Here is an 11617-nt window from a genome sequence, read left to right as displayed (position 1 = left end):
GAATACGCGCCACAGCGGCGCACAGAAGGGACATGCGATGAAAGATATTCTGCAAGAACTCTCCGAGCGCCGTGGTGCCGCGCGACTTGGCGGCGGTCAAAAGCGTCTCGACAGCCAGCAAGCCAAAGGTAAGCTCAGTGCGCGCGAGCGGATCGAGCTGTTGCTTGATGAGGAGAGTTTTGAAGAATACGACATGTTCGTCACGCATCGTTGCACCGATTTTGGGATGGAAAACCAAAAGCCAGCAGGTGACGGCGTGGTGACCGGCTGGGGCACAATTAATGGCCGCATGGTTTATGTGTACTCGCAGGACTTCACCGTTCTTGGTGGGTCTGTTTCTGCAACGCATGCGAAAAAGATTTGCAAGATCATGGATATGGCGATGCAAAATGGCGCGCCAATCATCGGGATGAACGATTCCGGGGGCGCGCGCATCCAAGAAGGCGTTGATAGCCTTGGTGGGTATGGCGAGATTTTCCAGCGCAACATCATGGCGTCTGGCGTGGTGCCGCAAATTTCGATGATTATGGGGCCATGTGCAGGCGGCGCGGTCTATTCACCCGCGATGACCGACTTCATCTTTATGGTGAAGGATACGTCCTACATGTTCGTGACTGGGCCTGACGTTGTGAAAACAGTGACCAATGAGCAAGTCACTGCTGAAGAGCTTGGCGGTGCAAGCACGCATACCAAAAAGTCATCCGTCGCAGATGCCGCGTTTGAAAACGACGTTGAAGCGATTGCTGAAGTACGCCGTTTGATCGATCTATTGCCGCTCAACAATCGCGAAAAGCCACCTGTGCGCCCCTTCTTCGACGATGTTGCGCGTGTTGAACTGTCGCTTGATACGTTGGTGCCTGACAATCCAAACCAGCCCTATGACATGAAAGAGCTGATCACGAAGATCGCAGATGAAGGCGATTTTTATGAGATTCAGAAGGATTTTGCGGGCAATATTCTAACGGGGTTTATTCGGCTTGAGGGACAAACCGTTGGCGTTGTTGCGAACCAGCCTTTAGTGCTTGCTGGTGTTCTGGATATCGACAGTTCGCGCAAAGCTGCGCGTTTTGTGCGCTTTTGTGATGCGTTCGAAATTCCGATCCTTTCGTTGGTTGATGTCCCTGGCTTCTTGCCGGGCACAACGCAAGAGTATCGCGGGGTGATCAAACATGGTGCGAAGTTGCTCTTTGCTTATGGCGAGGCAACAGTGCCAAAGGTCACGCTTATCACGCGTAAGGCTTACGGTGGCGCGTATGTTGTTATGGCGTCCAAGCATTTGCAAGCGGATGTGAATTACGCTTGGCCGACAGCAGAAATCGCGGTAATGGGTGCAAAAGGTGCGACAGAAATTATTCACCGCTCTGATATGGGCGACGCAGATAAGATTGCGCAGCACGAGGCGGATTATAACGAACGGTTCGCGAATCCCTTTGTGGCCGCAGAGCGTGGTTTTGTGGATGAGGTGATCCAGCCGCGCAGCACGCGCAAGCGGATCAGTCGCGCATTTGCAGCATTGCGTAGCAAAAAGCAGACCATGCCGTGGAAAAAACACGACAACATTCCGCTTTGATCTGACCCTATCCCTTTGCAAGGACTGCAAAAAATATGACGCAAGGCATGTGGCATACTCAAAAAGATGGCGACGTCGTGACGTTGGCCCGTGCGCTTCCTGCACGCTTTGATGTGAGCGCAACTGCGTCGTTTCCAATGCTCGCACGCACACGTTTGGCACATCAAATCCGTCAGGATATGTGGCGCGCTTTGCGCAATATTCGCGGGTTTTCGCCGGTGGTTCGGGTGGAGCGGTGCGACACCGGTTTGCGTGTGACCGCAGGCGGGCGGGTGCCGCAGCCCATCAGCAGGCACATCGCTGAACGGGTAGAGGGCTTACTGTGCGATGAAGACTTGCGCGCGCGTTGGATCAAATGTGCAAGGGTACGGGTGAGCGGATGAAGTTGACATGTCTCAGAATCGCGGCACTCGTGTGCTTTTTTACCACTCCGCTTTTGGCAGAGCAGACCGTCGCTGTGCCCTCTGGTCAGAACGTGCGCTTTTTTGAACAACTGGATGAGCCTGAAAATGGCATCATCCGTTTACGGTTCATCGCGCCTGATCTGGCCAGCCCGCTCAAGCGGCCAAGCTTTGAGGATTTGACCCTTGATCTTGAGGCGCTGTGCACGGAATTCGGGTTGAACAACCTGCTTCAAAACGAGGAGCAACCGAAGCAGATCATTGTGTCACTTTCGGCGGAACCCGTCGAATTTGGTATTGCAAACTCAGACGTAGAGCAGGTTTTCGAGGCTTTCAGTGTCGAAAAAGAGACCTGCATGTTGGAGATGTTTTGATGGAACCACAATATGTTGCGCGCCGAAGCTCATCCACCCTTCGAAATGATGCGTTAGAGTCACAAAACCAGTCGATAGCTGCTTGTGGATATCTTTTTGTAACGGGCTGGCGTAGTTTAGCGAACAGGTCCACCCAAGTGACCTATACCTCGAAAGGGACAGGGCGACGGGATTCTCTCGTTGATCTGGTTCGTAAATTTGACAGGAGACTAAGATGTCCAAGAGCATCAAACTGCTGGCAGTACTCGGTGTTGCACTCGCAGCGTCCGCTTGCGCACGCCAAGCACCGGTTGAAGAGTTCGTTGTGGTTGATCCCGCGCCGATCTCCGTTGAGCCAACATACACAGGCAAGTACAAGTAATTTGCCTTTGGAGCAGGCGTTCGCGCCTGCTCCGAGCCTTCCGCCTATCATTGCCACGCACCAGATCGGGGGTGCGTCATGGCACTAGACTATATGCTCAAGCATCGCGGCTTTCCTGGCCGACTTCCCGGTACTGATTTCCAATTTACATTGCGACGCGCCAATCCCAAAGGGGCCACGCCAATTGAACGCCGTGAGCGCCGCTCTGATCGCAAACCAGCGGATCGACGCGCGGACGCTGGATTTGTGGCAGCGCTTTGGGAGCAGTTTGGCGATCAACCGTTTGAGCGGGGCAATCTAGATGCGGGCCGTCTAAGCTGGCTCTTTGGTCGTGAAGTACTGCCCTATGATGATCCGTTTGATCCTGCCAACTATGAGGCGATGTTGATCCTTGATCCACGTGCCGCCGCGATGGCCTTTCCTGATGCAGCGGATTGGGGGCAATAGGCATGTTTCAGCCGAAAGATGCCGCTCATCGGCAGTTTAAAGCCTGTTTGACCTTTGCAAACGTAAGCCGCTTTGCACGAGTGCGTGTTGCAATCATCAATGTTCACACGAAGTTGCGTCAGATCCTCGTTCGAATTGACGGCGCAACTCTCCGTAACCCTTCCCCTTGGCGGCGGTCTGGTGCTAGCTTGCACCCACTGCCGCCTTTTTTCTTGAGCGCGGTTGCGAAACCTAACTTCGAAAGAGTTTTATTATGTCAAAATCAACAAAGATCCTCGCAGCACTGGTCCTTTCCGGATCTCTCGCAGGATGCGTTTCTCCTGATCCACAAGTTCAAAACGTTGCCGGTGGCGCAGCACTTGGCGCAGCAGCAAGCGCGATTGCTGGCGGCAACCAAGGCCAAGTCATCGCAGGCGGCATCGTCGGTGCCACAGCAGGCGCACTTATCCCGAACTAAGCACAACTTTCGCTTTTTCCCTTTTCTTGCGGAAAAGCGACAAACCACATGCAAGCGTCGCTTTGCCCGGATCGGGCAGGGCGGCGTTTTTGCGTTTCAAATATCACGAAAAGGACTGCCACATGTTCAATAAGATCCTGATTGCCAACCGAGGTGAAATTGCCTGCCGCGTCATCAAGACGTCTAAGAAGATGGGTATCACCACGGTTGCTATCTATTCAGACGCTGACAAAAATGCGTTGCATGTGGAGATGGCGGATGAGGCGGTCCACATTGGCCCGCCCCCAGCGAACCAGTCTTATATTGTGATCGACAAGGTTATGGCCGCAATCAAGGAAAGTGGCGCGCAAGCGGTGCATCCAGGCTATGGCTTTCTGTCCGAAAACTCCAAATTCGCAGAAGCGCTCGAGGCCGCAGGTGTTGCCTTTGTCGGCCCTCCTGTCGGCGCGATTGAGAGCATGGGCGACAAGATCACGTCCAAGAAGATCGCTCAGGACGCCAATGTTTCTACTGTCCCGGGCTATATGGGCTTGATTGAGGACGCGGAAGAGGCGGTCAAGATTTCCAATGAAGTTGGCTATCCCGTGATGATCAAAGCTTCCGCGGGCGGCGGCGGCAAAGGCATGCGCATTGCATGGAACGACGATGAAGCACGCGAGGGTTTTCAAAGTTCCAAGAACGAAGCCGCGAACTCCTTTGGCGATGATCGTATCTTTATCGAGAAATTCATCACGCAGCCACGCCACATCGAAATTCAAGTGCTCTGCGACAGTCATGGCAACGGCATTTATCTAGGCGAACGCGAATGCTCCATTCAGCGCCGTCAGCAAAAGGTTGTTGAAGAAGCTCCAAGCCCTTTCTTGGATGAAGCCACACGTAAAGCCATGGGCGAACAGGCGGTGGCCTTGGCGCAAGCGGTTGGCTATGCCTCTGCTGGTACTGTTGAGTTTATTGTGGATGGGGACAAGAACTTCTACTTCCTTGAGATGAACACACGTCTACAGGTCGAACATCCTGTAACGGAGCTGATCACAGGTATTGATCTGGTCGAGCAGATGATCCGCGTGGCCAATGGTGAGAAATTAAGCATCACGCAAGACGATGTGACGCTCACGGGATGGGCCATAGAGAACCGGCTTTATGCGGAAGATCCCTATCGCGGGTTCTTGCCCTCCATCGGTCGTCTCACGCGCTATCGCCCCCCTGCGGAAACCGCGGCCTATACGCCCGGCGTCGCGGCGGGTGACGCTGGTGATGTGGTCGTGCGCAACGATACGGGCGTCTATGAGGGCGGCGAAATCTCCATGTATTACGACCCGATGATTGCAAAGCTTTGTACATGGGCCCCAACCCGCGAGGCCGCGATCGAGGCGATGCGCGTCGCACTTGATAGCTTTGAAGTTGAGGGCATCGGTCACAACCTACCGTTCCTGAGTGCGGTCATGGATCATCCGATCTTCATCAAGGGCGATATGACGACAGCCTTTATCGAAGAGCAATATCCAGACGGTTTTGTGGGCGTTGACTTGCCTGAAGGCGATTTGCGCCGGATTGCAGCGGCAAGTGCAGCGATGAACCGTGTCGCAGAAATTCGTCGCGCGCGCGTTTCTGGACGCCTTGATAATCACGAGCGCAAAGTCGGTGATGCCTGGAATGTCTCGCTACAAGACATCAGTTTTGATGTCACAATTGCCGCTGATAAAGTAGGGGCGACGGTCACGTTTGATGACGGCACGGCCATGCGCGTCAGCGGAAATTGGACGCCGGGTGACCAACTTGCGAACATGATGGTGGATGACACGCCACTTGTGATGAAAGTGGGTAAAGTTTCTGGTGGTTTCCGCATTCGCTCGCGCGGTGCGGACCTAACGGTGCATGTACGCACGCCGCGTCAGGCAGAACTTGCCCGCAAAATGCCGGTGAAGGTCGCCCCAGATACATCGAAATTGCTGCTTTGTCCGATGCCGGGTCTGATCGTAAAGGTCGATGTGGAAGAGGGGCAAGAAGTGCAAGAAGGCCAAGCGCTATGTACCGTTGAAGCCATGAAAATGGAAAACATCTTGCGCGCCGAGCGCAAAGGCGTCGTCAGCAAAATCAACGCTACTGCTGGTGATAGTCTCGCGGTAGATGATGTGATCATGGAGTTTGAAGGATAATTGCTCGATGCAAAGGAGTCCTAACCCAAAAGCGCCATCGATAAGTTGGGTCACAGTTGTATACCGCGCGGAGCTTGGCTTGCTCCAACTCCAAGCGCGGTCTATGGCGAAGTTTCTTCCTGCGGATGCTGCTCTGGAAATCATCGTTATTCTAAATGATCCCAACCCAAAGCGCTTGGCTACTGAAGTCCTTAAAATTGCGCAAGACTTTGGGCCGCACCAGCCAAAGCTGCGGCTTGTTGACCCTACAGAAATTTTTCTAGGACCTCAGGGCCTACGTGATGCGAAGAATGCAATTCTTGCACTTGCCCGTCGTGTACTGCGCCCTGTGCGCATTGGAAGAGGCTCCAGTTGGCGTGGCTATGCGGGTTGGCATATCCAACAAGCGATGAAGCTTGCCGTGTCGCGAAACGTAAAAGGCGATGCCATTGTCTTTTTGGACGCTAAAAATCATTTTATCGCGCCTGTTTCACTAAATGATTTTGTGACGCGAACAGGACAACCCCGCGCACGATTGGAGCGCGTCCAAGATAATTATTTCGACTGGCATCGAACAGCGCGTGCCTATTTGGGCTTAGATCAGGTCGAGCGTGATCATCCATTGCCCCCTTCGATAACGCCGTTTGTGAGCAAAACAGAAACCGTGCGCGACACGCTGGCTTGGATCGAAAAAGAAGACGGTCCGATGGAGTACTTCTTTGGCAATGGCACGCCACGCGGCACTGAGTTCACGCTCATAGCTGCAATGACGGAAAAGCGAGACGAAACGCTAACGTCGGATATTGTTCGATTTGGGAGCTTCTTTCGCGATGCCACCGATGAGGAAGTGAGCGAACTGATTGAAAAAGCCCGCAGTGGGTCATTGCAAATGCTGGGCACACACAGCGGGCGTTTGACGAAAATGACACCAGAACAGTGCACCCCACTTTTTGATCTATGGATTGATATCGGACTTACCGTCGACCGTGATGAAGCGGCTCTCTTGCTAAAAGGAGGGCGGTGAATGAGCCAACACGCGCCTTATTCTTCTGCGGTGCGCCGCTCGCGCACTTCGCGTTGCCGCATGGGCATTTTGTCGATCACGCGTGAGACTTCGCGGACGTCCCAAGGCGAGGCTTTGCGCAACTTGATGCCGCCGTCTTTGCCGATCAACACCATCATGAACCCCCTTGGGCGCAATTTCTTGCGCAGATCAGAGGTTACCGATGGATCTGTATCAGTCAGAATGACAACATCGCGCTCAGCCAAGGCATCCGCCTGTTCTTGCAACAACGCGAGTTGTTGCTCAAAACGAGGATCGTTTTCACTGTCAGCAAAAACGACAATCGGGCGAGACTGCCAAAGAAAATCACTCAAATTGTCACTATCTGGCATCGAAATAACCTCCCATACCGATGGCTCTTCGCTTGTTTCACTCTCTTGTGAAAAAGCAGGGCCAGCGATGAAAAGTGTTGCAATAACAAATGATAAGAGCGGTTTCATAGGGTCTCCTTCTAAGCCCAATATAGGGGACGCTGAAACGATTGCGATGCCTGATCGGCCTGCTTTCCATCGATTTGAGCATTTTAAGGGAAAAATCATCACTTTGACCCATTGCTATCGCTCGAATGCGCACGCCTTTGGGCACCTGCGCGGTGAGATAGCAAAAGGTAACGCGCGTGGACGTGATTTTTCAGATTGGCGCACATCGCACCGCGAGCACGAGTTTTCAGACTTATTTACGTCAGAACGGACCAGCGTTGGCTCAGATGGATATCGGGTCATGGGGGCCTTATCGACTGCGCAAAGGGCTATTTCACGGCATTGTGCCAAATCCCAAACTTGGGATCGGCCCGAAACATTTCGCGCGCGCGCGGGGCAAGATCGCTATGCATTTGGATCGTTCTGCGCAAAAGGGTGTGAAACATCTTTTGGTGTCGGAAGAGAATATGTTGGGCAAAATGCGCCACAATTTCTCCGAACACGCACTCTATCCGGCCGTGGGCGAGCGTTTGGCGCGCTATGTGGCGGCCTTCGAGGGGTCGGTAAAAGCGCTCCACATCAGTCTTCGGTGTCCCAGCACCTATTGGACGTCCGCTCTCAGTTTTTGCATTCCGCGCGGCGTGCGTGTTCCAGACGAGAAACGTATTTCGGCACTCGCGCGCTCACCAAGAACCTGGCGCGACGTGATCACGGATATCGCCGCTGCTGCGCCAAACACGTCGATTTTTGTCAGTACATACGAACAACACGCCTCTGCGCCGCAAACTCTGCTCACGTATCTGCTTGGACAGACCGCGCCGCGCCCAACAACGCCGATCTGGCGCAACAGGCGACCTTCTGTACAAGAGATGATCGCCTTGCCGCTCGGTCTGCGCGAGCGGATGCGGCTCGAAGCGCAGATACACGACAACCGTTGGGAACCATTCACACAAAGCCAACGCGCCGTATTTCAAGAAAGCTATGCGGACGATTTGTTTTGGCTGCGCGCAGGCGCGGACGGGTTGGCACATTTATTGGAAGATCCGAAACCACAAGAGACGGGATATCCCGCGAAGTTGGATTTCGCTCACAAAGGACACGAACATGACGCAAGATACCGATTGGCGAGCCCTCGCTGAAAAAGAACTTCGCGGACGCCCGCTGGACGATCTGACTTGGAAAACGCTTGAGGGTATCGATGTGAAGCCGCTGTATACCGAGGCGGATACAACTGATTTGCCGCATATAGGTGGCATCCCTGGCCAAGGGCCGTTTACGCGTGGTGTTAAAGCGACGATGTATGCGGGCCGTCCTTGGACCATTCGCCAATACGCTGGTTTTTCCACAGCTGAAGAAAGCAACGCGTTTTATCGCAAAGCTTTGGCAGCGGGTCAGCAGGGTGTTTCAGTGGCCTTCGATCTGGCAACCCACCGCGGATATGACAGTGATCATGAACGTGTCGAGGGCGATGTTGGCAAGGCGGGGGTCGCGATTGACAGCGTTGAGGATATGAAAATACTCTTTGATCAGATCCCGCTTGATAAAGTGTCCGTCTCCATGACGATGAATGGCGCTGTGATCCCGATCCTCGCGAATTTCATCGTTGCAGGTGAGGAACAAGGTCATGATCGATCTGTCTTATCTGGCACGATCCAGAACGACATTCTTAAAGAGTTCATGGTGCGCAACACCTACGTTTACCCGCCTGAACCGTCCATGCGGATCATCGCGGATATCATCGAATATACCTCAGCAGAAATGCCGAAGTTCAACTCCATCTCGATCTCTGGCTATCACATGCAGGAGGCGGGCGCGAACCTTGTTCAAGAGCTTGCCTATACCCTTGCCGATGGCCGTGAATATGTACGCGCTGCGATGGAACGTGGGATGGACGTTGATAAGTTTGCGCCGCGTCTCTCTTTCTTTTTCGCGATTGGTATGAATTTCTTCATGGAAGCGGCGAAACTGCGGGCCGCGCGTTTGCTCTGGCACAAGATCATGACAGACCTTGGCGCGCAGACCGAAAAGTCGAAAATGCTGCGCACACATTGCCAAACATCAGGCGTAAGTTTGCAAGCGCAAGACCCGTATAACAATGTTATTCGCACCGCTTATGAGGCGATGGCAGCAGCCCTTGGCGGCACGCAGTCGTTGCACACAAACGCGCTCGATGAAGCGATTGCACTGCCGACTGAATTCAGCGCACGCATCGCGCGCAACACGCAGTTGATCTTGCAAGAGGAAACGGGCGTTACAAATGTCGTCGATCCGCTCGCAGGCTCCTATTATGTGGAAAGCCTGACGGATCAGTTGGCGACAGAAGCTTGGAAGCTTATTGAAGAAGTCGAAGAGATGGGCGGGATGACCAAAGCAGTTGCCTCTGGCATGCCGAAACTGCGCATTGAAGAAGCTGCAGCCAAGCGCCAAGCGATGATTGATCGTGGTGATGAGGTCATCGTGGGTGTCAATAAATACCGCCTCAACGAAGAAGAGCCGATCGACATTCTCGACATCGACAATGACGCGGTACGCACTTCACAAATTGCGCGTTTGCAAAGCATCAAAGCAAGCAGAGATGAGGCTACGTGCAGTGCAGCACTTGCTGAAGTCTCGCGACGCGCCAGTGAGGGCGGCAACTTGTTGGAGGCGGCGGTCGAAGCGTCGCGGGCACGCGCGAGCGTAGGGGAAATCAGCATGGCAATGGAAAAAGTATTCGGGCGCCATCGCGCCGAAGTCAAAACGCTCGCAGGTGTCTATGGCGCCGCATATGAGGGTGATGAAGGCTTTGCGGCAATCCAGAAATCCGTTGAAGATTTTGCCGAAGAAGAGGGGCGCCGCCCGCGTATGCTGGTGGTTAAGATGGGCCAAGATGGTCATGACCGTGGCGCAAAGGTGATTGCGACAGCCTTCGCTGACATCGGTTTCGATGTGGACGTTGGCCCACTGTTCCAAACGCCTGAAGAAGCAGCGCAGGATGCGGTGGATAATGACGTGCATGTCATTGGTATTTCCAGCCAAGCCGCAGGTCACAAGACCCTTGCGCCAAAGTTGGTCCAAGCGTTGAAGGATGCCAGTGCAGACGACATCATTGTTATTTGTGGTGGTGTTATTCCTCAGCAAGACTACGATTTCTTGTATAACTCTGGGGTTAAAGCGATCTTTGGGCCGGGCACGAACATCCCTAAAGCTGCGCAGGATATTCTCGCGATCATTCGCGAGACGCGCAGCTGACATGAAAGGGTTTGATTTATGAGCGCTCTTATTCTTGATCACTTGGCAGTAAGCGGCGAAACCCGTGATGCTGCGCGCGCACACATAGAAGAAGCTTTGGGCGTTGAGATGCAGACGGGGGGCGAACATGAAAAATTCGCTACGCACAACCATCTGATGGGGCTTGAAGACGGGCTTTACCTTGAAGCGATATCGATTGATCCGAACGTACCAAATCCAGATCGCGCGCGCTGGTTCAACCTTGATAATTTTGCAGGCCCTCCGCGTTTGACGAACTGGATTTGCGCAGTGCCTGACATATCTGCAGCTTTAGCGCAGTGGGATGGTGTCGGTGACGCCGTATCGCTGGAGCGGGGAGAGCTGCGTTGGCAAATGGCGGTACCACAAAGCGGGTTGTTACCGTTTGGTGGATTTTTTCCGCCGCTTATTCAATGGCATGGCACTTTGCATCCCAAGACAATGCTCAACGCTACTGGTGTCTCTCTTAAGCAATTAACGGTTGCGCATCCACAAGCCGACGCTTTGGCTGATACACTTGGCAAAGTTGCGGGTGCGACTGTTCGTTTCGAGCAGGCTGAAACTGCGATGCTCAGCGCGGAATTTGAAACACCGCATGGTGTGCGCACATTGACATGATTGTTCGAGCGGCACGTCCCACAGACGCGCAGGCGATTTGCGATATATGGAACCCCATTATCCGCGATACGACAGTAACGTTCACGGATGAGGCCAAAACAGCACCAGAGATCAGCGAGCTTATCAAGCTTCGCGCGGGCGCATTTTTGGTTGCTGAACACGGTGGCAAGGTAGGCGGCTTTGCCACCTACTTCGCGTTTCGCGGCGGCTCTGGCTATCTACGCTCGAAAGAATTCTCGATCAATCTTGCGCCTGAAATGCGCGGCCAAGGCATGGGGCGTGCGTTGATCAACGCGCTTGAGGCGCATGCACGTGAACAAGGGGTTCACAGTTTGATTGGGGCTGTGAGCGGCGAAAATCCAGCGGGCCAAAAGTTTCATCATCAACTTGGCTATCGTCACATCGCGACTTTACCAGAGGTCGGTTTTAAATTCGGGCGTTATATCGACCTGATCTTGATGCAGAAAATACTCACTTCGACAGACGATATTTCCTAAACGTGCATGGGCTTTCGTGGCGCGAG

Annotated in this window: 13 protein-coding genes; 12 read left to right on the top strand and 1 reads right to left on the bottom strand. The window is 53.6% G+C overall.

All coding sequences use genetic code 11. The features are described from left to right. Positions 1 to 37: 37 nt before the first annotated feature. The 8 genes from ACTG3Z_RS14060 to ACTG3Z_RS14025 all read left to right on the top strand — a co-directional run bounded on the left by ACTG3Z_RS14060 (position 38) and on the right by ACTG3Z_RS14025 (position 6769). A complete protein-coding gene (locus ACTG3Z_RS14060) occupies positions 38 to 1570 on the top strand; it encodes an acyl-CoA carboxylase subunit beta (protein WP_439143689.1) in 1533 nt (510 codons plus the stop codon). Positions 1571 to 1605: 35 nt separating this feature from the next. Then, entirely contained in the window at positions 1606 to 1953 is a 348-nt protein-coding gene (locus ACTG3Z_RS14055; protein ID WP_439143688.1) for a hypothetical protein, read from the top strand. Then, the gene (locus tag ACTG3Z_RS14050) at positions 1950 to 2345 is read left to right on the top strand and encodes a DUF6497 family protein (RefSeq protein ID WP_439143687.1); all 396 of its coding nucleotides are present in this window, start codon (positions 1950 to 1952) and stop codon (positions 2343 to 2345) included. Before ACTG3Z_RS14055 ends, ACTG3Z_RS14050 begins: the two co-directional genes overlap by 4 nt. Before the next feature lie 214 nt (positions 2346 to 2559). Further along, positions 2560 to 2706, top strand: a complete 147-nt coding sequence (locus ACTG3Z_RS14045) for a hypothetical protein (RefSeq protein ID WP_375265268.1) — start codon at positions 2560 to 2562, stop codon at positions 2704 to 2706. Positions 2707 to 2799: 93 nt separating this feature from the next. Then, a complete protein-coding gene (locus ACTG3Z_RS14040) occupies positions 2800 to 3153 on the top strand; it encodes a hypothetical protein (RefSeq protein ID WP_439143720.1) in 354 nt (117 codons plus the stop codon). A gap of 253 nt (positions 3154 to 3406) precedes the next feature. Further along, the gene (locus tag ACTG3Z_RS14035) at positions 3407 to 3610 is read left to right on the top strand and encodes a hypothetical protein (protein WP_439143686.1); all 204 of its coding nucleotides are present in this window, start codon (positions 3407 to 3409) and stop codon (positions 3608 to 3610) included. A gap of 122 nt (positions 3611 to 3732) precedes the next feature. Then, a complete protein-coding gene (locus ACTG3Z_RS14030; RefSeq protein WP_439143685.1) occupies positions 3733 to 5766 on the top strand; it encodes an acetyl-CoA carboxylase biotin carboxylase subunit in 2034 nt (677 codons plus the stop codon). A gap of 103 nt (positions 5767 to 5869) precedes the next feature. Further along, positions 5870 to 6769, top strand: a complete 900-nt coding sequence (locus ACTG3Z_RS14025; protein ID WP_439143684.1) for a DUF6492 family protein — start codon at positions 5870 to 5872, stop codon at positions 6767 to 6769. Positions 6770 to 6786: 17 nt separating this feature from the next. Here the strand turns inward: ACTG3Z_RS14025 and ACTG3Z_RS14020 are convergent, their stop codons facing one another. Further along, positions 6787 to 7248: a DUF4174 domain-containing protein gene (locus tag ACTG3Z_RS14020; RefSeq protein ID WP_439143683.1), complete on the bottom strand. Its 462-nt coding sequence runs from the start codon at positions 7246 to 7248 to the stop codon at positions 6787 to 6789. 176 nt (positions 7249 to 7424) lie between these two features. Here ACTG3Z_RS14020 and ACTG3Z_RS14015 point away from each other — a divergent pair, with 176 nt between their 5' ends. The 4 genes from ACTG3Z_RS14015 to ACTG3Z_RS14000 are packed head-to-tail and all read left to right on the top strand — an operon-like array spanning position 7425 to position 11591. Continuing rightward, complete coding sequence (locus ACTG3Z_RS14015) at positions 7425 to 8366, top strand: hypothetical protein (RefSeq protein ID WP_439143682.1); 942 nt, start codon at positions 7425 to 7427, stop codon at positions 8364 to 8366. Further along, positions 8332 to 10458: a methylmalonyl-CoA mutase gene (scpA, locus tag ACTG3Z_RS14010; RefSeq protein WP_439143681.1), complete on the top strand. Its 2127-nt coding sequence runs from the start codon at positions 8332 to 8334 to the stop codon at positions 10456 to 10458. Before ACTG3Z_RS14015 ends, scpA begins: the two co-directional genes overlap by 35 nt. Positions 10459 to 10476: 18 nt before the next feature. Next, positions 10477 to 11094 carry a VOC family protein gene (locus ACTG3Z_RS14005; protein WP_439143680.1) on the top strand — a complete coding sequence of 206 codons (618 nt, stop codon included), beginning with the start codon at positions 10477 to 10479 and terminating at the stop codon, positions 11092 to 11094. Further along, a complete protein-coding gene (locus ACTG3Z_RS14000) occupies positions 11091 to 11591 on the top strand; it encodes a GNAT family N-acetyltransferase (protein WP_439143679.1) in 501 nt (166 codons plus the stop codon). Before ACTG3Z_RS14005 ends, ACTG3Z_RS14000 begins: the two co-directional genes overlap by 4 nt. Positions 11592 to 11617 lie beyond the last annotated feature (26 nt).

It is taken from the genome of Planktotalea sp. (genome assembly GCF_965659345.1).
Classification (GTDB): domain Bacteria; phylum Pseudomonadota; class Alphaproteobacteria; order Rhodobacterales; family Rhodobacteraceae; genus Planktotalea.
Note: the sequence above shows the minus strand (reverse complement) of the source record. Positions and strands in the feature narration are given on the sequence as shown.

Bases quoted from the DNA above. Each gene is read 5' to 3' on its own strand.
- ACTG3Z_RS14060 (WP_439143689.1), top strand. From the start codon at position 38: ATGAAAGATATTCTGCAAGAACTCTCCGAGCGCCGTGGTGCCGCGCGA.
- ACTG3Z_RS14055 (WP_439143688.1), top strand. From the start codon at position 1,606: ATGACGCAAGGCATGTGGCATACTCAAAAAGATGGCGACGTCGTGACG.
- ACTG3Z_RS14050 (WP_439143687.1), top strand. From the start codon at position 1,950: ATGAAGTTGACATGTCTCAGAATCGCGGCACTCGTGTGCTTTTTTACC.
- ACTG3Z_RS14045 (WP_375265268.1), top strand. From the start codon at position 2,560: ATGTCCAAGAGCATCAAACTGCTGGCAGTACTCGGTGTTGCACTCGCA.
- ACTG3Z_RS14040 (WP_439143720.1), top strand. From the start codon at position 2,800: ATGCTCAAGCATCGCGGCTTTCCTGGCCGACTTCCCGGTACTGATTTC.
- ACTG3Z_RS14035 (WP_439143686.1), top strand. From the start codon at position 3,407: ATGTCAAAATCAACAAAGATCCTCGCAGCACTGGTCCTTTCCGGATCT.
- ACTG3Z_RS14030 (WP_439143685.1), top strand. From the start codon at position 3,733: ATGTTCAATAAGATCCTGATTGCCAACCGAGGTGAAATTGCCTGCCGC.
- ACTG3Z_RS14025 (WP_439143684.1), top strand. From the start codon at position 5,870: ATGGCGAAGTTTCTTCCTGCGGATGCTGCTCTGGAAATCATCGTTATT.
- ACTG3Z_RS14020 (WP_439143683.1), bottom strand. From the start codon at position 7,248: ATGAAACCGCTCTTATCATTTGTTATTGCAACACTTTTCATCGCTGGC.
- scpA (WP_439143681.1), top strand. From the start codon at position 8,332: ATGACGCAAGATACCGATTGGCGAGCCCTCGCTGAAAAAGAACTTCGC.
- ACTG3Z_RS14005 (WP_439143680.1), top strand. From the start codon at position 10,477: ATGAGCGCTCTTATTCTTGATCACTTGGCAGTAAGCGGCGAAACCCGT.
- ACTG3Z_RS14000 (WP_439143679.1), top strand. From the start codon at position 11,091: ATGATTGTTCGAGCGGCACGTCCCACAGACGCGCAGGCGATTTGCGAT.